The 19,861-nt window shown below is 74.3% G+C and carries 17 protein-coding genes and 1 pseudogene; 8 read left to right on the plus strand and 10 right to left on the minus strand.

Annotated elements, in window-relative coordinates; genetic code table 11:
• Positions 1-4: 4 nt before the first annotated feature.
• The 4 genes from AB0F03_RS06770 to ppk2 all read right to left on the minus strand — a co-directional run bounded on the left by AB0F03_RS06770 (position 5) and on the right by ppk2 (position 6,178).
• Positions 5-763 (minus strand): calcium-binding protein, encoded by a 759-nt coding sequence (locus AB0F03_RS06770; protein WP_361987216.1) that lies wholly within the window; start codon positions 761-763, stop codon positions 5-7.
• A 135-nt stretch (positions 764-898) separates the two neighbouring features.
• Positions 899-4,027: a molecular chaperone Hsp90 gene (locus AB0F03_RS06775; RefSeq protein ID WP_361987218.1), complete on the minus strand. Its 3,129-nt coding sequence runs from the start codon at positions 4,025-4,027 to the stop codon at positions 899-901.
• A 153-nt stretch (positions 4,028-4,180) separates the two neighbouring features.
• Positions 4,181-5,143 (minus strand): YihY/virulence factor BrkB family protein, encoded by a 963-nt coding sequence (locus AB0F03_RS06780; protein ID WP_361987220.1) that lies wholly within the window; start codon positions 5,141-5,143, stop codon positions 4,181-4,183.
• Positions 5,144-5,182: 39 nt separating this feature from the next.
• A complete protein-coding gene (gene ppk2 / locus AB0F03_RS06785) occupies positions 5,183-6,178 on the minus strand; it encodes a polyphosphate kinase 2 (protein ID WP_361987222.1) in 996 nt (331 codons plus the stop codon).
• A gap of 190 nt (positions 6,179-6,368) precedes the next feature.
• Here ppk2 and AB0F03_RS06790 point away from each other — a divergent pair, with 190 nt between their 5' ends.
• The gene (locus AB0F03_RS06790) at positions 6,369-7,997 is read left to right on the plus strand and encodes an alkaline phosphatase D family protein (protein ID WP_361987224.1); all 1,629 of its coding nucleotides are present in this window, start codon (positions 6,369-6,371) and stop codon (positions 7,995-7,997) included.
• 1 nt (position 7,998) lies between these two features.
• On the opposite strand, the gene AB0F03_RS06795 is transcribed toward AB0F03_RS06790, so the two are convergent.
• A complete protein-coding gene (locus AB0F03_RS06795) occupies positions 7,999-8,238 on the minus strand; it encodes a DUF397 domain-containing protein (RefSeq protein WP_361987226.1) in 240 nt (79 codons plus the stop codon).
• Positions 8,235-9,080, minus strand: a complete 846-nt coding sequence (locus tag AB0F03_RS06800) for a helix-turn-helix transcriptional regulator (RefSeq protein WP_361987228.1) — start codon at positions 9,078-9,080, stop codon at positions 8,235-8,237. The genes AB0F03_RS06795 and AB0F03_RS06800 overlap by 4 nt, the downstream gene beginning before the upstream one ends.
• A 111-nt stretch (positions 9,081-9,191) precedes the next feature.
• Between AB0F03_RS06800 and AB0F03_RS06805 the strand changes: the two are divergent.
• Positions 9,192-9,584: pseudogene (locus AB0F03_RS06805) on the plus strand (ATP-binding protein); the annotation flags it as partial.
• Positions 9,585-9,622: 38 nt separating this feature from the next.
• Here AB0F03_RS06805 and AB0F03_RS06810 read toward each other — a convergent pair.
• Positions 9,623-10,549, minus strand: a complete 927-nt coding sequence (locus tag AB0F03_RS06810; RefSeq protein ID WP_361987230.1) for a DUF3027 domain-containing protein — start codon at positions 10,547-10,549, stop codon at positions 9,623-9,625.
• 370 nt (positions 10,550-10,919) lie between these two features.
• On the opposite strand from AB0F03_RS06810, the gene AB0F03_RS06815 reads away from it, so the two are divergent.
• The 4 genes from AB0F03_RS06815 (at position 10,920) to AB0F03_RS06830 (ending at position 14,470) form a co-directional block, all read left to right on the plus strand.
• On the plus strand, positions 10,920-12,263 hold the full coding sequence (locus AB0F03_RS06815; RefSeq protein WP_361987511.1) for an MFS transporter: 1,344 nt from the start codon (positions 10,920-10,922) through the stop codon (positions 12,261-12,263).
• A gap of 149 nt (positions 12,264-12,412) precedes the next feature.
• Positions 12,413-12,886 (plus strand): DUF2771 domain-containing protein, encoded by a 474-nt coding sequence (locus tag AB0F03_RS06820; RefSeq protein ID WP_361987232.1) that lies wholly within the window; start codon positions 12,413-12,415, stop codon positions 12,884-12,886.
• On the plus strand, positions 12,859-13,602 hold the full coding sequence (locus tag AB0F03_RS06825; protein WP_361987513.1) for a futalosine hydrolase: 744 nt from the start codon (positions 12,859-12,861) through the stop codon (positions 13,600-13,602). The genes AB0F03_RS06820 and AB0F03_RS06825 overlap by 28 nt, the downstream gene beginning before the upstream one ends.
• On the plus strand, positions 13,592-14,470 hold the full coding sequence (locus AB0F03_RS06830) for a 1,4-dihydroxy-6-naphthoate synthase (protein ID WP_361987234.1): 879 nt from the start codon (positions 13,592-13,594) through the stop codon (positions 14,468-14,470). The genes AB0F03_RS06825 and AB0F03_RS06830 overlap by 11 nt, the downstream gene beginning before the upstream one ends.
• Before the next feature lie 13 nt (positions 14,471-14,483).
• On the opposite strand, the gene AB0F03_RS06835 is transcribed toward AB0F03_RS06830, so the two are convergent.
• Positions 14,484-14,867, minus strand: coding sequence for a cold-shock protein (locus tag AB0F03_RS06835; RefSeq protein ID WP_361987236.1), 384 nt, complete (start codon positions 14,865-14,867; stop codon positions 14,484-14,486).
• Positions 14,868-15,030: 163 nt separating this feature from the next.
• On the opposite strand from AB0F03_RS06835, the gene AB0F03_RS06840 reads away from it, so the two are divergent.
• Positions 15,031-15,282 carry a hypothetical protein gene (locus tag AB0F03_RS06840; RefSeq protein WP_356817893.1) on the plus strand — a complete coding sequence of 84 codons (252 nt, stop codon included), beginning with the start codon at positions 15,031-15,033 and terminating at the stop codon, positions 15,280-15,282.
• Here AB0F03_RS06840 and AB0F03_RS06845 read toward each other — a convergent pair.
• Entirely contained in the window at positions 15,258-15,881 is a 624-nt protein-coding gene (locus AB0F03_RS06845) for an HAD family hydrolase (RefSeq protein WP_361987238.1), read from the minus strand. The two genes, AB0F03_RS06840 and AB0F03_RS06845, sit on opposite strands and share 25 nt — an antisense overlap.
• A 117-nt stretch (positions 15,882-15,998) precedes the next feature.
• Entirely contained in the window at positions 15,999-17,003 is a 1,005-nt protein-coding gene (locus AB0F03_RS06850) for a hypothetical protein (protein WP_361987240.1), read from the minus strand.
• Positions 17,004-17,101: 98 nt separating this feature from the next.
• Between AB0F03_RS06850 and AB0F03_RS06855 the strand changes: the two genes are divergently transcribed.
• Positions 17,102-19,777 (plus strand): helicase C-terminal domain-containing protein, encoded by a 2,676-nt coding sequence (locus AB0F03_RS06855; protein ID WP_361987242.1) that lies wholly within the window; start codon positions 17,102-17,104, stop codon positions 19,775-19,777.
• The last annotated feature ends 84 nt before the right edge of the window (positions 19,778-19,861 follow it).

A 19,861-nucleotide genomic window follows, 5' to 3' on the forward strand; every position in this document is an offset into this window, starting at 1 on the left:
ATGCCTACTTCACGTCGACGAAGTCGCCGGCGGCGCTGACCGCTGCCGTGGTCGAGCTGCCCGCGAAGGAGTAGCGGTAGTAGCCGTCGGCCGAGGCGGTGGTGGTGGTCCTCAGGTTGCCCGCGGAGTCCGCCGTGACCGTCTTCAGCGTGGTGTACGTGCTGGAGCCGCTCTTGCGGTACTGGAGCTTGACGGCCTGCGAGCCGTAGGCGCCGTACTTCAGCGACTCCCAGTTGGCGCGGGTGAGGGCGCCGGTGACGGTGAGGGTCTTGCCCTTCGTCACCGGTTCCGGGGCCGCGTTGACGGTGAGCTTGGCGGCGCGCTGGAAGGAGAAGGACCCGGCCTTCTCCTTCCAGATGTAGTCCTCGTCGTTGGCGTCGACCCACGCGTCCACGTACCAGGTGCCGGCGCTCTTGTTGGTGAGGTAGTCCGTCTTCGGGTCGATCGTCACCGAGGCGGTGCAGGTGGAGGTGGTGGTGTTCACCTTGGCACAGGTGGGCTTGGCGGTCGTCGCGTACCCGTTGTCGGGGCCGTAGAGGTCGAACTCGTCGGCGCCCTTGATCCCCAAGGCGTCCGTGGCGGTCACGCTGACCTTGACGGTGACGGCGCTGGAGGTGCCGATCGACACCTTGTTGTCACCGTCCACGACCACCTTGGTGATCTTGGTGTCGCCCTGGCTGCCGTCGGCCTGTGCGGCCGGCACGGCGAGGGCGGACAGGGCCAGAGCACCGCCGACGACGGCGGCAGAGACTCGGATGCGCATGTGGTGTCCCCACGTTCAGATCGGGGGAGTCGTGTGACTCCGGACATGTGACGTGGGGACATCGTGAAAGGTTGTACTACTGCTCGGATTTTTCCAGCGGCCCGTCGGGAACCCTCGGGACCCGCACGGCCGCGGTCAGTCGAACCACCGGTCCCGCGCCAGTTCCTCCGTCCGCGACGGGTCCTCCAGCAGCGCGGCCACCTCGAACCGCCGCGGCCACTGTCCCGCCGCCCACGCCAGGCCCGCGGCGACGCCCTCCAGCGTGGCCGCGTGCAGTACGCCGTCGTCGGTGAGCCGCCAGTCGATCTCGACGCCGTCCACGAGGAGTTCGCCGTGCTCGACGTAGGTGCCGGGCGTCCGCGGCCCGAGCAGCACCCGCACCGGGCGGGGCACCTCGTGCTCGGTCCCCTCCGAGTGCACCTCGCCGGTGACGGACTCGCTCAGGCGCCGCACCTGGAGCAGCTCGGCCAGCTCGGCGGCCCGCGCGGGCCGGACCGGCAGCAGCGGCACCCCGGCGGTGAACGGCAGCAGGTCCGGGGAGTCGACCACGACGGCCGCACCGGCGTCCACGACCTCCACCCGTCCGTCGACCACGGCCCGCAGCTCGTCCGGCAGCGTCACCTGCTCGGGGTCCAGGTCCGCCAGCGCGCCGTACAGGCCGTGCAGTTGGGCGGCCGTGACCGGGCGGTCCGGGTCGGCGAGCCGGTCCAGCAGTTCGGCGGCGCCGCCGGGCTCGTCCAGCAGCGCGCCGACGGAGGTGCGCACGCCGAGCGCCCGCAGCACCTGCTCGTCCTCGAACCCGGTGGCGTCGGCCTCTTCGTACAGCCCGCGCAGCAGCGGGTCCCCGCCGGCGGCGAGCAGACCGGCCGGGCGCCGCCCGTCCAGGACGGGGTGCCCGCGCAGCCACCAGGCGGTGTACGGCCGTACGGCCTCGTGGGTGCCGTCGGGCAGCAGGACGCGCACCGGCTGGGTCAGGGCGTCCCGCAGCGGCGGCCGGGCCAGCAGGGCCAGCGCCTCGGGCCAGTGGGCGTCGTCCACCAGGTCCAGGTCGCGCACGGCGACGAGTTCGGTGGCGACCGGCGGCACCGGGCTGTCCGGGAACCGGTCGAGGATGTCCTCGCACCACACGTCGACGGCGTCCAGCAGGCCGGGGTCGTCGCTTTCGGCGTAGTCGCCCTCGCGGGGCTCCAGTTCGTCCGGGTCGAGGACGACGTCGGTGGCGCGCACGAGCGCGAAGTCGGCGAGCACCCCGCAGGCGGCCAGCGGCTGCGCACCCCACCGCTCGGCCAGTCCGGCGTCCACGGCGGCCAGTTCGCCCTCCCGGATCACCCGGGCGAACGGACTGCCGGGGAGAACGAGTTCACCGGCGGGCGCGAGTTCGCCGTCCTCGTCGGGCAGCGCCAGGGCACCCAGCCAGGGTTCGTCGCCCGGCTCCAGCCCGGCGTCGCGGACCAGGGCGAGGACGGTCTCGGCCAGTTCCTCGGCGTCCGGCGCGTCCTCCTCCCAGCCGGCCCCGCCACCCTCGTCCAGGGAACCGGCCACGGCGGCCCGCACCTGCGGAGTCGTCAGCACCGCGCGCGGCGACGCGGGCAGCGCGCCCAGCTTCTCCAGCAGCGGGTGCGCGGCGTCCTCGTGGGCGACCTTCAGGCCGAGCCGCCCGAGGACGTCGGGGTCGACGAGGGCGGCGTCGGGGGTGGGCAGGAGGACCTGCCGGGGTCCGACGGCCGTACGCCCGTCCGCGAGGGGCACCGGCAGGCCGGAGAGCCGGTCGGGGTCGATGCCGGCGAGGCTGTCGTAGAGCCGCCACCACCAGTCGGGATCCTTCTCCAGACCGGCGAGCCGGTCGACGGCATCGGCGAGCGGCAGCCGGGCGACCCCGAGGGTGCGCAGCTCGGCGCGCCGCTCCAGCCCGGCGGGCAGCAGCGTGGGCAGCACCTCGGCGAGGACGCGTACGGTGCCGGCCCCGGCGCCCTCCACGATCTCGGCGTCCCGGGGGCGCAGGGCCTCGGGCAGTTCGTCGTCGCCGTCCGGCTCGACGGCCGGCGGCAGGAAGGCGGTGCGCGGCAGCCGCTCCAGGACCGCCTGCCGCAGCGCCCCGTCCAGCTCGCCGCGGCCCAGCGGCCCGGGCACGAGGCCGATGATCCCGTCGGTCACCGGCCGCCAGCCGGCGAGGAGTTCGGTGTAGACGTCGGCCGCGCGCTGCACCAGGAAGTCGGTGAGGGGGCCGGGTGCCGCGTGCCGGCGGGTGGTGTCGAGAGGGAAGGAGGCGATGAGCAGGGCGGGCACCCCCAGCGGCTCGTCGCTGGGGGTCGGCGCGTGCAGGACGGCACTCGTGCGGGGCGGCACCGGCCGCCCCTGCTCGTCGGCGGGCACCGCCCAGGTCACCGACCAGTGGGGCCGCAGCCGTTCCTCCACGGGCCGGTCGGCGAGCAGGTCGGGGGTGAGCGGGCCGTGCGCGGACGCGGTCCGCCACGCCGTCGCGCCCTCCCGGGAGTCCTCCACGACGGTGAGGGCGCCCTCGGCACGCCGGCACAGGGTCCGGGCCGGCGCGGCGTCCACCTCGATCACGACCTCGTCCAGGCCCGGCAGGGCGAGGAGCAGCGCGTCGTCGACGGCGTCGAGGAGCCGCTCGGCGAGACCGGCCGCGGCGGCGTCCCGCAGCGGCAGGATGACGGCGGTGTCGTACGGGTCCGGGGCCGTGCCCTCGGCGGCGAAGGGCAGCCGCAGCAGCGGCACGTGTCCGTCGCGGCGCCGCACCTCGTCGCCGAGTCCGGGGCTGTGCCGGGCGGTGCCGGCGGCCAGCTCCCGCGCCTCGGCGAGGGACCAGCGCACCCCGCCGTGCCGTCCCACGACCGCGGGTTCGTCCGTCACCGCGAGGACGGCGGCGAAACCGACGCCGAACCGGCCGACGGCGCCGTGCGTGCTCCCGGCGTCCCGCTTCGCGGAGGCCCGCAGCGTGGACAGCGACTCGACACCGGCGGCGTCCAGGGCCGCGCCGGTGTTCGCGGCCACCAGCACGCCGTCGCGGAGGGTGAGCCGCAGCCGCCCCGGCACGCCCGCCCGGGCGGCGGCGTCGGCGGCGTTCTGGGCCAGCTCCACCACGAGCCGGTCGCGGTAGCCGCCCAGGACGAGGTCCTCCTCGGCGTTGGCGTCCTCACGGAACCGGGCGGGGCTGGTCGCCCAGGCGTCGAGAACGCCGCGGCGCAGACGGGCGGTGCCGAAGGGGTCGGCGCCCTCGGCCGCCGGCCGCACGAACTTGCTCACGTTCACTCTCCTCGTCGACGTGAGGTCGAAGGTACAGCGCCGGCGGGCGGGAGACCGAAGGGGCGGGGCGGGCGCGGGGCCGGGGCCGGTCGCCCGGGCACGGGAACGCCGGTGGCCAGGAGGAACGCCCCTCCGCACCGCCGTGCCTCCGCGTCAGGGTCCCGGCCCTGGATCCGGGTTGACGGCACGGCCCAGACCGGCGCGCGCGGCTTCCAGCTGGGCGGCGAACGCGATGCCCAGGAACAGGGCGACCGCCGTGAGGTTGGCCCACAGCAGCAGGGCCACGAAGGCGGTCAGCGGCCCGTACACGGCGCCGAAGGAGCCGCTCCGGGAGACGTAGAGGGCCAGCAGCCAGGTCGCGACGACCCACAGCACCAGGTGGACGGCGGAACCGAACGCCAGCCAGGTGTACCCGGGCTGGTCCCGGCGCGGCGACCAGCGCAGGATGACGGCGGACGCCACCCAGGCGAGGGCCGTGCCCACGGGCACCTCCAGGGCGCCCCACCACGCGGGGGGCGCGGGCATGCCCAGCGCCTCGGTCGTCGCGGCGCCGACGGCCTCGCCCGCGACGAGGACGAGGAAGCCCAGGACCATCGGCACGCCGGCGGCGAACGCGAGGAGCACGGCCCTGCCGTACTTGCGGGGGAAGGGCCGGTCCCGTTCGATGCCGTAGATGCGGTTGGCGCCCCGTTCGACCTGGCCCATGGCCGAGGCGAGGTTGAGGACGGAGAAGGCCAGGCCCAGGCAGAGCGCGACCTTGCCCCACAGGTCGGAGCCGGCGGTGCGGCGGGTGCCGCGCAGCGCGTCCTGGATGACGTCCGAGCCGCCCCCCGGCACGATCCCGCGCAGGGTCAGCTCGATGACGCGCCCCACGCTCTCCGTGTGCGCGGCCGTGGCGAGCCCGACCAGCGCGATGACGAGCGGCACCATGCCCAGCACGATCTGGAAGCCGAGGGCCCGCGCGTTGGTGAAACCGTCGGCGTAGCGGAACCGGGAGAACGCGTCGAGCAGCAGCCGTACGCCCCCGTAGCGCCGCAGCGCGGTGAAGGCCTCGTCGCCGGAGAGTTCCTCCCCGATCATGTCCCGCGTCTGCGGGACGTGGACCACCGTCCCCATGCTCTGCGTCTCCTCAGTGGTGGTGGAAGCGGCCGGCCGTCACCGCGGGCCGGGATGGTTCCCGGGGCCGTTACCGGGCCCGGCCAGCGGTGTCGGCGACAGCGCCGTGGGTTCCTCGCCCGGCTCCAGCAGGGTGTCCGCCGCGCCGACGATCAGCGGATCGGGGGTGCCCACCGCCTTGGTGTCCTTGGCGAGGTAGTCGAAGCGGTCGAGCAGACTGCGCATCGCTTCCAGCCGGCCCCGCCGCTTGTCGTTGTTCTTCACGACCGTCCAGGGCGCGTGTGCCGTGTCCGTCGCCCGGAACATCTCGACCTTGGCCGCGGTGTAGTCGTCCCAGCGGTCGAGGGAGGCCAGATCGGTGGGCGAGAGCTTCCAGCGGCGCACCGGGTCGACCTGGCGGATCGCGAACCGGGTGCGCTGCTCGGCGCGGGACACCGAGAACCAGAACTTCACCAGCAGGATGCCGTCGTCGGTGAGCAGCCGCTCGAACATCGGGGTCTGCGCGAGGAACTGCTCGTACTCGGCGTCCGTGCAGAAACCCATGACCCGTTCGACCCCGGCCCGGTTGTACCAGGAGCGGTCGAAGAAGACGATCTCGCCGCGGCCCGGGAGGTGCGTCACGTACCGCTGGAAGTACCACTGTCCCGCCTCGCGCTCGGTGGGCCTGTCCAGCGCCACCACGCGCGCCCCGCGGGGGTTGAGCCGCTCGGTCATCCGCTTGATGGTGCCGCCCTTGCCGGCCGCGTCCCGGCCCTCGCAGACCACGACGACCCGCCGGCCCGTCTCCTTCACCCAGCGCTGGAGTTTGAGCAGCTCTATCTGGAGTATCCGCTTGGTCCGCTCGTACTCGCGCCGGCCGAGCCTGCTGTCGTAGGGGTGGTTCTCCCGCCAGGTCTCCACCGGCCCGCCGTCGGCTCCAAGGAGCACCGGCCGTTCCGGCTGCCGGTCGTCCACCTCCAGACCCCGCAGCAGCTCGTCCTCCCGCACCGTGCCGTGGGTGTCCCGTGTCTCCGTCACCTGCTCGTGCTCGGCCATGGACCGCCTCTCCCGCCTGGCCACTCGCCGGGGCCGTCCCGCCGGACCCTGTCGCGGTCTCCTCCCACGTGCCCGCGCAGAGCGGACCCAGACGCACGACCTGACCCGGGGGACGACCGCCGCCGGGTGCGCCCTGTACGGTCGCTACGGTCGTTCCTATTCGTACAGTGCGAGACCGGAGGGCCCTCACGTGCCGGAACTGCGTCTGGGACCAGTGCTGAGGTACACCGACGACTCCTGCGCGACCGTGTGGGTCGAGGCGAGCCGGCCCTGCACGGTGCGGGTGCGCTGCTCGGACGGCGCGGGCGGCACGGCCCCCACCTTCCAGGTCGCCGGACACCACTACGCGCTCGTCACGGTCACCGGGCTGCGGCCGGACGGCGCACCGTCGTACGAGGTGTTCCTGGACGACGCCGCGGTGTGGCCCCTGCCCGACTCCCCCTTCCCGCCCTCGGTGATCCGGGCACCCGGCGCCGGCGACGCCGTCCGGGTCACCTTCGGGTCATGCCGCTGGGCCGCGCCCCCGGCCGACGGCACCGACCCGGTCGGCCCGGACGCCCTCGACACCCTCGCCACCCGGCTGGCGGCCGATCCCGGCGCCCGGCGCCCCGACGTCCTGCTGCTGCTGGGCGACCAGGTGTACGCGGACGAGACCTCCGAGAACACCCGGCGCTGGCTGGCCGGCCGCCGCGACCTGGACCAGGCACCCGGCAGCCAGGTCACGGACTACGAGGAGTACTGCCACCTCTACCACGAGTCCTGGCTCGACCCGGAGATCCGCTGGCTGCTGTCCACCGTGCCCAGCTTCATGATCTTCGACGACCACGACGTCGTGGACGACTGGAACACCTCCGCCGCCTGGCTCGCCGACATGCGCGCCACCGACTGGTGGCAGGAACGGATCCTCAGCGGCCTGATGTCCTACTGGGTCCACCAGCACCTCGGCAACCTCTCCCCCGCCGAACTGGCCGAGGACCCCGCCTACGCCGCCGTACGCGCCACCCCTGACGGCACCGACGCGCTGCGCGACCTCGCGATACGGGCCGACGCCGACCCCTCCGCGGTCCGCTTCAGCTACCGGCGCGACTTCGGCCGGGTCCGGGTGGTGATGGTGGACTCCCGGGCGGCCCGCGTCCTGGAGGAGGACCGCCGGTCCATGCTCACCCCCGGCGAGGCCGACTGGCTGCGCGAACAGGTGCTGTCCGACCCGGGAGCGTACGACCACCTGCTCCTGGGCACCTCCCTGCCCTGGCTGCTCCCGCACCTCGTGCACGACACCGAGAACTGGGACGCCGCCCTGTGCGCCGGGGAACGCGGGGCGCGCTGGGCCCGCTTCGGCGAGTACCTGCGCCGCCGCGCCGACCTGGAGCACTGGGCCGCCTTCCCCCGCTCCTTCGCCTCCCTCGCCGCGCTGATCGCCGAGATCGGGACCGCGTCGGACGCCCCCGCGAGCGTGTGCGTGCTCTCCGGGGACGTGCACCACGGCTACCTCGCCCGGGCCTCCTGGCCGACCGACGGCCCGAACATCCCCGTCGTCCAGCTCACCTGCTCACCCGTCCACAACTCCGTGCCCCTGTCGATGCGGGTCGGCTTCCGCTTCGGCTGGAGCGCCCCGGCCCGCGTGCTGGGACGCCTCCTCGCCCGGCACGGCCGCTGCGAGCGACCTCCGGTCAGGTGGCGCAAGCAGGGCGGGCCGTGGTTCGGCAACCAGCTCATGACCCTGACCCTGCGCGGCCGCGCGGCCCACCTCCGCCTGGAACTGGCCACGTCGGAGGCGGAGTTGCGCACGGCGCACGAAACCACCCTGACGCGGGGCTAGTTCAGCGGGCGGCCGCGTGCCGGACGAAGTCGGTCCAGGTCGCGGGCGCGACGGTGAGGACGGCTCCGCCGGTCTGCTTGGAGTCGCGGATGTGGATGGTGGAGGGGGCGGTGGCGACCTCGACGCAGGAGTCGCCTTCGCTGCTGCTGCTGTAGCTGCTCTTGAACCAGTCCAGGCCGACTTCGACGCAAGAGTCACCCTCAGGCCCGTCGCTGTAGCTGCTCTTGAACCAGCGGATCATGTCTCTCCCAGCAGGTGCTCGATGAAGGCCAGCGACTCCCGCGGGGAGAGCGCCTGCGCCCGGATAGTGCCGTATCGCAGCTCCAGAATGCGGAGCTGTTTCGGGTCAGAGGTAGGTCGGCCGTTGAACGCACCGTCGGAGCGTCCCACCGCCGTTCCGTCTCCGAACTTCAGCACCTCGATCTTGCCGCTCAGCCCGGGGTGGGCTCCCGAGTCGGTCGGCATCACCTGCAAGGTGACATTGCGGCGTTGAGCAACATCAAGCAGGTGTTCGAGCTGCTGACGCCACATCATTGTGCCTCCCACCTGTCGGCACAACGTCACCTCCTCTTGCACAAAACTGAGCGCAGGAGCCGGAGTTCGCTCGAAGATCGCCTTGCGCGCCATGCGAGCGGCTACGAGCCTCTCGAGGTCTGCCTCCGAGTAGGCGGACTGGGACACCTCGAACAGGGCTCGGGCATGCTCCGGTGTCTGCAACAGGCCGTGAACGCTGAGACCGACGTACACCCCGTACTCGACCGCCCTGGCTTCCACCTCCGCCAAGTCCCGGACCTTCTTCGGATAGCGGACCTTCTCCACGTCCTCCTTCATCGCGGCGAGCAGCCCGCCCGCGTCGAGGATCCTGTCGGCCTTGTCGAGGTACTCCGGCCTGGGGATGCGTTTGCCGGACTCGATCTTGTACACCATGTCCTCGCCGTACCCCGCGGCCCTGCCGAAGTCGCCCGCGCGCATCCCCCGCGCCTCGCGGCGCAGTTTCAACTGGCGCCCCACCGTGGTGATGACGGCGAGCCCCCACTCGTCATCGGGATCGACCTCCCACCCCGGCTCCTCTTCCTCGCTCACAGCGCACCCCTCCTCTACAGCCCGGACCCACCCGGACAAGCGATGGACAGTGACCGTACGCAACCGCGTAGTCACTGTTCACAGGTAGCAGGCGCAGCCACTCTGAGTGATGTGAACGAGCAAATCTCCACCCCCATCCCGAACTTCACGGTGCAGCTGTCGCCCACGCCCCGAGGGGCCCGGCTGGCCCGGCTGCTGGCGACGGAGCAACTGCGGTCGTGGGGGCTGCCGCTGGACCCGGCGGCGCTGATCGTGGCGGAGCTGGCCGCCAACGCGGCCACTCACGGCCGGGTCACGGGCCGGGACTTCCGGCTGACGCTGTACGCCGTCGGGGACACCCTCCGTATCGAGGTGACCGACACGCGCGGTGACCGGCTGCCCGAGCCGGGGCGGCCCGCGCCGGATGCCGACGCGGGCCGGGGGCTGCTGCTCGTGGACGCGCTGGCGCGGCGGTGGGGTACGGCGCCGGGGCCGTCGCCGAGGAAGACCGTGTGGGCGGAGGTGTGCCTGCGGTCAGGGGGCGGCCCGGCGGCGGCCGTGGGTCAGGAGTGCCCGAGTTCCGCCGTCTCGTCGTCGCCGGTGTCCGGGACGGAGCCGGAGTCGCGGGCGGGGCGGAGCGGGAAGGGGTCGACGCGGGTCTCGTCGATGACCGGCGCGGCGGGCTGCGGGGGCTTGGGCATGACCGCCGCCTCGGAGTGGCCGCCGCAGCCGTAGGCGAGGGAGACCACGTGGCCGTCCGCCGGCGAGAACTCGTTGGCGCAGACGCCGAAGGCCTGGCCGAGGGAGCCGCCGATGGGAACGAGGAAGCCGCAGCTGACGCAGCTGGCGGGGGCCGCCTGGGCCATGGGGGTCTTGGGGCCGAAGGCCTCTTCCCAGCGGTCGGCGGCGCTGTGCAGGCCGTAGCGGGACAGGACGCGGGCCCGGCGCATGCCGAGTTCCTCGGCGACGGCGGCGATCGTCCCCCGGGCGGGAACGGCCTGCTGGACGGCGGGGGTGCCGGGGGTGACGTCGGCGTCCTCCGCCTCGGCCAGTTCCCGCATCTCCTCGGAGACCGCCGCGCTGGGCAGCGGCTCCTCCTCGCCGGTGTAGCCGGGCTCCAGGCGCAGGTCGTCCTGGTCGGTGGGGAGCAGGTCGCCGGGGCCGAGGTCACCGGGGCGCAGGCGCTCGCTCCACGGCACCCACTCGGGGGCGAGGAGGGCGTCGGGGCCGGGCAGCAGGACGACCTCGTCGAGCGTGACGACCTTGGCGCGGGAGGCGCGGGCCACCGTCACGGCCCAGCGCCAGCCCCGGTAGCCCAGCTCCTCGCAGTCGAAGAAGTGCGTGACAACGCGGTCGCCCTCGGACACCACGCCGCTGTGCTCACCGACCACGCCGGGCGCGGCGGCCTCCTCGGCGGCGGCGCGTGCGAGGTCGACGGCCTCGGCGCACAGGCGGTCGGGGGTGCGGCTTCGCGTGGTCGCTGCGCTCACAGGTATCGCTTCTCTCCTACGCCGTCTCATCGAGTGCGGCTGCCTCCGGCGGTTTCGCCTACGGAGCGGACCAGGGGACCGCATCGACGTCTGCATCCGCGCGCCCGGGCGCACCTCTGCCATCCATTCTGCGTTATGGCTGAGATAGGCACGCTACACCGGGCGGGATTCGTGGATTCCCCGACCCGGCCACCCGCCCCGGCCGAGTGGGGGTCGCGGGACCCCGTTCCGAAGCCCCGGCGGCCCCCGATCAGAGCCTTGTACGCCGCCACACGCGTACGGAGGGCACTATCGATGCCGATCTCGGGGCACTATGAACGTCGTGGCAGCCGCGGACAAGGTAGAGGGTCGGGGCGGCGGTTCGGGCCGGGTGGGAGGTGCCGTCCGCTCGGTGGGGCGTGCCCTGCACCTTCCGGTCACCGGTACGGCGCGCGGCATCCGCAAGGTGACGCACGCGCACGGGGCCGGCGAGTCGGGCCTGGGCAAGCTGATCGAACTGCACGCGGTGAACGGCGCCGGCGATGTGATGATCACCGTCGCGCTCGCCTCCACCGTGTTCTTCTCCGTGCCCACCGACGAGGCGCGCGGGCGGGTCGCGCTGTACCTCGCCATCACGATGGCGCCGTTCACGGTGCTCGCCCCCGTCATCGGGCCCCTGCTGGACCGGCTGCCGCACGGGCGGCGGGCGGCGATGGCCGGGGCGATGCTCGCGCGGGCGCTGCTCGCGCTGATCATCTCGGGCGCGGTGGCGACCGGCAGCCTGGAGCTGTATCCGGCGGCGCTGGGCGTGCTGGTGGCGTCGAAGGCGTACGGCGTGGTCAGAAGTGCCGTCGTGCCCCGGCTGCTGCCGCGCGGGTTCTCGCTGGTGAAGGCCAACTCCCGGGTGACCCTCGCCGGGCTGCTGGCCACGGGTGCCGCCGCGCCGGTCGCGGCGGGACTGCACGCCATAGGAGACCCGTGGCCGCTGTACGGCGCCTTCGTGATCTTCGTGGGCGGAACGATCCTGTCGTTCTCCCTGCCGCCCACGGTCGACTCGGCCAAGGGCGAGGGCAGGGCGCTGCTCGCGGCCGACGAGGAGCATCGGCACGGCTCGTGCCGCACCCCGCCGAAGCGGCCGGGGCTGCGGACCGTCGGGCCGGCCGTCACGCACGCGCTCGGCGCCAACGCCGGCCTGCGCTGCCTGTCCGGCTTCCTGATCTTCTTCCTCGCGTTCCTGCTGCGCGAGCACCCGCTGACCGGGGAGAGCGCGGCGGTGTCGCTGGGCGTGGTGGGGGTCGCGGCGGGCACGGGCAACGCGCTGGGGACGGCCGTGGGGGCGTGGCTGAAGTCCCGCGCCCCGGAGATCATCATCGTGACCGTGGTCGCGGTGGTCGTCGGTGCCGCCGTGATCGCCGCCGTGTTCTTCGGGGCGTTCCTGGTGGCCTGCCTCGCCGCGGTCGCCGGGTTCGCGCAGGCGCTGGCCAAGCTGGCACTCGACGCGCTGATCCAGCGGGACGTGCCGGAGGCGGTGCGGACCTCGGCGTTCGCCCGCTCGGAGACGCTGCTCCAGATGGCGTGGGTGTTCGGCGGCGCGGTCGGCATCGTGATGCCGCTCAACGGCACGGTGGGGCTGCTGACCGGCGCCGCGTTCGTGGCCGTCGGCTGGCTGAGCACCCTGCGGGGGCTGCTGGCGTCGGCCCGGCACGGCACCCGGGCCCGGGCCCAGGTGGCGTGACGGTCCCGGCACGGCGGTCGGACCCGGACGCCGGGTGGCGTGACGATCCGGGCACGGGCCGCCCGGCCGCGGGCACGCCCGGCGTAACGAACCGGGCACGCCGCACCCCGCGTGGGCGGTCGGCCACGGGCGCCCGATAGCCTTCGGCCATGACCACGCTGCAATCCGTTGTGCGACGCCGCCGCGCCGTCGCCGCCGCCGGCGCCGTTTCCGCCGGACTGCTCGCCCTGTCGGCCTGCGACAAGCCGACACCCGTCGCGACGATCACCGTCGGCAGGAGCTCGGTCAACGCCGAGGCTCTCTGCTACAACGACGGCAAGGCCCTCGACGACAAGTCGCTGGCGAAGTGCGTCAAGAAGGCCGGCGACGTCGAGTCGATCAAGGTCGGCCAGGACGAGACCGTCCGCGTCGGCGTCGACCCGAAGATCGCGGACGCCGGCTGGATCCTCCTGGTGAACGGCCGCCAGTTCACCGACACCAGCAAGGAGACGTACCGGACCATCCCGAGCAGCGCCTTCTTCAACACGCAGTACGGCACCCAGGGCGACACCAACACGGTGTCCATCCGCATGGGCGGCAAGTCGAACGAGGGCGTCTGGTCCTTCAAGCTGAAGAAGGCCTGATCACGACGGCGGTACGGGTCCTGGTCGCCACCGCGGTCCCCGTCGAGCGGGACGCGGTGGCCCGGGCGCTGCCCGCGGCCGAGGAGATACGGCTGCCGGGCGCGGTGCTGTCCCGTACGGCCGCCGGCTGGGATCTGCTGGCCGCCGGGGTCGGCCCGGCGCTCGCCGCCGCGTCCACCGCCGGTGCCCTCACCGCCGCCGCGCTGGCCGGCCGGCCCTACGGCCTGGTGGTCTCGGCCGGGATCGGCGGCGGCTTCCCGCCCGGCGCGCCCGTCGGCTCCCTGGTCGTCGCCGACGCGGTCACCGTGGCCGACCTCGGCGCCGAGACCGCCGACGGCTTCCTGCCGGTCACCGAACTCGGGTTCGGAACCATCACCCACCGCCCGCCGGAATCACTCGTACGAGTCGTGTCCGAGGCCACCGGCGCTCGTACCGGCACCATCCTGACCGTCTCCACCGTGACCGGCACCGCCGCCCGCGCCGCCGCCCTGCGCGCCCGGCACCCCGGTGCGCTCGCCGAGGGCATGGAGGGGTTCGGGGTGGCCGAGGCCGCCGCCGCGCACGGGGTGCCCGTGCTGGAGATCCGCGCCGTCTCCAACGCCGTCGGGCCCCGCGACCGGGCCGCCTGGCGCATCGGCGACGCCCTCGCCGCCCTCACCGAGGGCTTCGGGAAGCTGGCGCCCGCACTGGAGAGTTGGAACCCGCATGAGCACTGAGCCGCTGAGCACCGTGTCGCCGAGCACCGAGCCGTTGAAGATCGCGTACTCGCCGTGCCCCAACGACACCTTCGTCTTCGACGCCCTCGCCCACGGGCGCGTCCCCGGCGCCCCCGCGCTGGACGTGACCTTCGCCGACATCGACATCACCAACGGCATGGCCGAGCGCGGCGAGTCGGACGTGCTGAAGGTGTCGTACGCCGTCCTGCCGTACGTCCTCGACACGTACGCGCTGCTGCCGTGCGGCGGCGCGCTGGGCCGGGGCTGCGGACCGCTGGTCCTCACCCGCGAGCCCGGTGCCGACCTGACGGGCCGTACGGTCGCGGTGCCCAGCGAGAAGTCCACCGCCTACCTGCTGTTCCGCCTGTGGGCCGCGGACACGCTGCCCGGCGGGGTCGGCGAGATCGTCGTCCTGCCCTTCCACGAGATCATGCCGGCCGTACGGGACGGCAAGGTGGACGCCGGACTGGTCATCCACGAGGCCCGCTTCACCTACCGGGACTACGGGCTGCACAAGCTCGCCGACATGGGCGAGCACTGGGAGCTGACCACCGGGCTGCCGATCCCGCTCGGCGCGATCATCGCCCGGCGCGCGCTGGGCGCCGAGACGCTCGGCCGGCTCGCCGAGTCCGTCCGCGCCTCGGTGCGGGCCGCCTGGGACGACCCGGAGGCCTCCCGTCCGTACGTCCTGGCGCACGCCCAGGAGATGGACCCGGCCGTCGCCGACCAGCACATCGGGCTGTACGTCAACGAGTTCACCGCCGGCCTCGGCGAGGACGGTTACGCCGCGGTCCGCGGACTGCTCACGCGTGCGGCGGCCGAGGGACTGGTGCCGCCCCTCGGCCCGGACGCGCTCGCGTTTCCCTGACGGCGACGACTGCCTAGACGTCCAGTTGGTCGGCGACCGCACGGAGCAGGCCGGCGATCTTCTTGCCGGAGACCTTGTCGGGGTAACGGCCCTTCTCCAGCTGCGGCGTGATGTTCTCCAGGACAGTCGTCAGGTCCTGCACGATCGAGGCCAGCTCGTCCGGCTTCTTGCGCTGGGCGGCGGCGACCGACGGCGTCGGGTCGAGCACGATGACCGACAGCGCCTGGTCGCCGCGCTGGCCGGCGACCACCCCGAACTCCACGCGCTGGCCCGGCTTGAGCACATCGACTCCGGCGGGGAGAACAGAGGAATGAACGAAGACGTCACCGCCGTCGTCGCGGGAGAGGAAGCCGAAGCCCTTCTCGCTGTTGAACCACTTGACCTTGCCGGTAGGCACGTCTGTCCTCGTCCTCGTACTCGTTGGGGGAATGCTTCGGAAACGGCTCTTGATAGCACAGAGCGGGTCGACCGTGACCCGCCGCTACCAAGGCTAATGGTCTTCGGGCCGGTGACAAGACGGCCCTCGGCTGTTCTGTCGCGCCAGGAACTACCCTGGTCCGGTGCGTGACAAAACCCAACCGAATTCCACCGCGCCCGGTGACGGACTGATCCGCGCCGGTGCCGTCGTCTTCTTCGTCGGGGCGGTGGCCACCCTGGTCACGGTGGCACCGATGCTGCTCGGCGCGACGCCTTTCCCGACGTACATGTTCGGTTTGAGCATGCTCATGGCCGTCGGATTCCTCGTCGCCGGCGCCGGTGTCCTGCGGTCCGTCGCCGCGGGACGGCGTCAGGCGAGGGACGCCTCCCGGTAGCCGGCGAGCCACGCCGGGAACGCCGACAGGTCGTCCAGGACGACGTCCGCCCCGGCCGCGCGCAGTTCCTCGGCCGGGCACGGGCCGGTCGCCACGGCCACCGACAACGCCCCCGCCGTGCGGGCCCCGCGCACGTCGCCGACGTGGTCGCCGACGTACACGCCCGCGCCGTGCTCGCGCAGCGCCAGCGCCTTCTGCTCGGCCCACAGGTCACCGACGACCACGTCCGGCTCGATGCCGAGGTGGGCCAGGTGCAGTTTGGCGTTCGGCTCGTACTTCGCCGTCACCACCATCGTCCGGCCGCCCGCCGCGCGGACCGCGTCGATGGCCTCCCGGGCCCCGTCCATGGCCGGCGTCGCGGTGATGGCCCTCGACGGGTACATCTCCCGGTACAGATCGGCCATCACCGGCACCTGATCGGCCGGGAACCAGTGGATCAGCTCCTCGGCGAGCGGCGGCCCCAGCCGGGTCACCGCCAGATCGGCGTCGATGAACGTCCCCGTCCGTTCCGACAGCGCCAGGTAACAGGCACGGATGCCCGGCCGCGAGTCGATGAGGGTCATGTCCAGGTCGAACCCGACGGTCAGTGAGGAAGCCATACGCCGTATTGTGCCGGTTCCGCCACGCTCGACGACAGCGCCCGAAAAGGGGCGCGGGGAACTGCGCGAGCGACCCCGACCCACCCGCACCCGGGTCCCACCGCCGAACCGGCGGAGTCACTTCCGCTGTGAGCGCCACGCCAGGTACAGCGCCGTGGCCACCGCCGCTCCCCTGACCACCCACGGCCACGTCTCCCCGACGGCGTCGTTCATGTGGCCCTGGGCGATCGGCTGCCCCCACCGGCCCTCGGTGCGCCCCCACAGCCACACCAGCCCGGCCGCGACCGCCGTACCGGGCAGCACCAGCACCGCCCATTTCGTCTCCGCGGGCGTCAGCCGCCGGGAGCCGTAGGCGATCAGCCAGCCCAGCAGCAGCGGGATCCAGTTGCCGAGCACGGCACCGGCGACCAGCGCGGCGGCCCCCAGCAGCAACAACGGGTTGGACCAGCCGGCCGCGGGCCGGGGAAGGCGGCGGCGCCGGCCGGTCCCGGCCACGACGCCGGCTTCGGTCCCTTCCCCGTCCCCGTCCCCGCCGGACTCCGCCACCGCCTCGGCCTTGCGAGCACCGGCCGCCTCGACCTCCGGCGGCCGTCTGAGCAGCTCCGGGATCTCCACCCCGCCGACGAACCCCGGCACCGGATCGAGGTCCGCCGACGGGCCACCGGCGCTCATCCGCCACCAGTCGGGCATCGCCACCCCGTCCCCGAGCTCGTGCGCGGGCGCGAGATGCGGCGGGGAGGACGCGGCGGGCGGGGCCGGCTCGGCGGCGCGCGGACGCGGTACGGCCCGCCCCCACCGGCCCCGCGCCGACTCCACCGGCCCCGGGCCCGGCGCCCGCTCCCGGTCCGCGGGCTGGGCCGGGACGGCGGTGCTGGGCGGCTGCGGCCCCCCGGCGGTGCCGTCCGCCGCCGAGACGACCTCGTCGGGGGTGCCCAGGCGCTCCAGGATGCGGCGGACGGCGGCGGGCGAGTCCACCGTCGTCCTCGCCCGCGACCTGTCGATCTCGTTGCGCAGCTCCGACACGAGCCGCATGCGGGTGGCGGACGGCAGCTGCCGTCGCTGCGCGATGTCCCCGACGCGGCTCAGATACTCGTAGACGACCTGGTCGCTCTCGATCCCCACGAAACCCCTCCGGGGTGACGCCGACTGAAACCCCGTGAGGACCGTACCGCTTCTTTCCCGGCGCCCCCGGCACGGGGAAGTCCGCTACCGTTGGCCGGATGAGCCCCGAGGCCCACTCAGTCCCTCGGTCCCTCGCGGAAGCGCTCCGCGCCAGGGACGACGCCTCCCTGGCCGCGCTGCTGCGCAGCCGCCCGGACCTCATCACCCCCGTCCCCACCGACCTGACCCAGCTCGCCACCCGCGCCGGTACGCGGGCCTCGGTGCTGCGCGCGCTGGAGCGGCTTGACCGGTTCGCGTTGCAGACGGCGGAGGCACTGGCGGTGGCCCCGGACCCGGCGTCGTACGACACGCTGCTGGGGCTGATGGCGGGGGACGCCGTGGACGAGGCGGTGGCCGCCGCGCTGCCGCGGGCTCTGGGCACCCTGCGCGAGCAGGCGCTGGTGTGGGGCGACGACGTCCGGCTGCGGCTGGTGCGGACCGCCCGCGAGCTGCTCGCGCCGTCCCCGCAGCATCCGTCGCCGACCGGGCTCGGCCCGACCGTGCAGGAGGCCACCTCGGGCATGTCGCCGGGCCGCATCCAGGAGATCGTGACGACGGCGGGGCTGGCGTCGACGCATGACTCGGTGTCCGCGGTGACCGCGCTGGCCGGGCTGTTCACCCATCGCAAGAAGATGGCGAAGCTGCTCGCCGGGGCGCCGGAGGCCGCCCGTGAGGTGCTGTCCCGGCTGGTGTGGGGGCCGCCGTACGGGCAGGTCACCGCGGATCCGGCCGCGCATCTGCGCTGGCTGCTGGACCGTGGGCTGCTGCTGCCGACGGCTCCCGGCACGGTCGTCCTGCCCCGCGAGGTGGCCCTGCATCTGCGGGAGGGCCGTGCCCACCGCACGCCCGAGCCGCTGCCGCCCGCGGTGGTGCCGGCCGCGGCGCACAGCCCGCAGGTGGTGGACGCGACGGCCGCCGGGCAGGCGTACACCGCCCTGGCCACCGTCGAGGAGCTGCTGAAGGACTGGGACGAGGGCGGGCCGGCGGTGCTGCGGGCGGGCGGGCTGAGCGTCCGTGACCTGAAGCGGACCGCCGTCGCCCTGGACGTGTCGGAGCCGGTCGCCGCGTTCTGGGTCGAACTGGCCCACGCGGCCGGTCTGATCGCCTCCGACGGCGAGGCCGACGAGCGGTACGCGGCCACGCCCGCCTACGACGAGTGGCTGGAGACGCCTCCCGCCGAACGCTGGGGCCGGCTCGCCCGGGCCTGGCTGACGGCCACCCGCACCCCGGGGCTGATCGGCGGCCGGGACGCCAAGGACCGCACGCTGTCGGCGCTCGGCCCGGGCCTGGACCGGTCCGCCGCGCCCGAGGTGCGGCACCGGGTGCTGGCCCTGCTGGCGGCGCTGCCGCAGGGCGCGGCCCCGGACGCCGAGTCGGTGCTGTCCCGGCTGCGCTGGGAGCACCCGCTGCGCGGCCCCGTGGGCACCGCCCCGCGCGAGCGCGGCGGCGCGTGGGGGAAGGACGGCGGCGAGGAGGACCTGCGTTCCCGGCTCGCCCGCTGGACCCTGACGGAGGCCGAGCTGCTGGGCGTGACCGGGCGGGGCGCCCTGTCGGCGCACGGCCGCGCGCTGCTCGGCGCACCCCCCGCCGGTTCCGGCGCCCGCTCCGGTGCCGCCCGGCCCGCCGCGCCCGAGGCCGGGCCGTCGGCGACCGGCTCCCCCGCACCCGGTGGTGCGTCCGCTTCCGGCGCGTCCGCTGCCGCCGCCGCGGACCCGGCCGGACCCGGTGACAAGCTGCCCGTGCACCACCACCGGCCCGCCGTCCGGCTCGCGCCCCTCTCCGAGACCGACCAGGCCGTCGCGACCGCCGCCGCGGCCCGGCTGCTCGCCCCGCTGCTGCCGGAGCCCCTGGACCACGTGCTGCTCCAGGCGGACCTGACCGCGGTCGCCCCCGGCCCGCTGCGCCGCCCGCTCGCGGACGTGCTGGGGGTGCTCGCGGACGTGGAGTCCAAGGGCGGCGCGACCGTGTACCGGTTCACCCCGGCGTCCGTGCGCCGCGCCCTGGACGCCGGCCGGACCGCCGCCGACCTGCACGCCTTCCTCGCCGAGCACTCCCGCACCCCGGTCCCGCAGCCGCTCGCCTACCTCATCGACGACGTGGCCCGCAGACACGGCCACCTGCGGGTCGGCGCGGCCTCCGCGTACGTCCGCTGCGACGACGACGCCCTGCTGAACGAGATCCTCGCCGACCGGCGCGCCGCCGGCCTGCGCCTGCGCCGTCTCGCCCCGACCGTGCTGGCCTCCCAGAACGACCCGGTGACGCTGCTGGAGGGGCTGCGCGGCATGGGGTACGCGCCCGCCGCCGAGTCCGCCGAGGGCGACGTGCTGATCGCCCGCGCCCATGCCCACCGCACCCCGCCGCGTGCCGCGCCCGAGCCGGTGCCGGAGGGGCCGCCGCCGCCCGACGCCACGCTCCTCGCGGCGGCGGTCCGCGCGATCCGGGCCGGTGACCTGGCCGCCACCACCCCGCGCAAGGCCGTCGACGGGTCCCCCGCGGGCGGCGAGCTGCCCCGCACGTCCTCCGCCGACACCCTGGCCACCATGCAGGCCGCCGTCCTGACCGGCGACTCCGTGTGGATCGGCTACGTCAACGCCGAGGGCGCCGCCAGCCAGCGGGTCATCGCGCCGATCCGTGTCGAGGGCGGCTTCGTGACGGCGTACGACCACACGGCGGACGAGGTGCGGACGTATCCGCTGCACCGGATCACGGGGGTCGCCGAGCTGGCGGAGGAGTGAGACCGCCCCGGTGACGCCATCGGCCCCCGGGAACCTGGGGGGAACCCCGCTGGATGAGGCACACTGGACGTTTGGCTATTGCGG

Source organism: Streptomyces sp. NPDC028722 (assembly GCF_040637655.1).
Taxonomy (GTDB): domain Bacteria; phylum Actinomycetota; class Actinomycetes; order Streptomycetales; family Streptomycetaceae; genus Streptomyces.

Excerpts from the sequence above, each read along its gene's own strand:
- AB0F03_RS06770 (WP_361987216.1), bottom strand. The coding sequence starts at position 763 with ATGCGCATCCGAGTCTCTGCCGCCGTCGTCGGCGGTGCTCTGGCCCTG.
- AB0F03_RS06780 (WP_361987220.1), bottom strand. The coding sequence starts at position 5,143 with ATGGGGACGGTGGTCCACGTCCCGCAGACGCGGGACATGATCGGGGAG.
- ppk2 (WP_361987222.1), bottom strand. The coding sequence starts at position 6,178 with ATGGCCGAGCACGAGCAGGTGACGGAGACACGGGACACCCACGGCACG.
- AB0F03_RS06795 (WP_361987226.1), bottom strand. The coding sequence starts at position 8,238 with ATGATCCGCTGGTTCAAGAGCAGCTACAGCGACGGGCCTGAGGGTGAC.
- AB0F03_RS06820 (WP_361987232.1), top strand. The coding sequence starts at position 12,413 with ATGACCACGCTGCAATCCGTTGTGCGACGCCGCCGCGCCGTCGCCGCC.
- AB0F03_RS06830 (WP_361987234.1), top strand. The coding sequence starts at position 13,592 with ATGAGCACTGAGCCGCTGAGCACCGTGTCGCCGAGCACCGAGCCGTTG.
- AB0F03_RS06845 (WP_361987238.1), bottom strand. The coding sequence starts at position 15,881 with ATGGCTTCCTCACTGACCGTCGGGTTCGACCTGGACATGACCCTCATC.
- AB0F03_RS06855 (WP_361987242.1), top strand. The coding sequence starts at position 17,102 with ATGAGCCCCGAGGCCCACTCAGTCCCTCGGTCCCTCGCGGAAGCGCTC.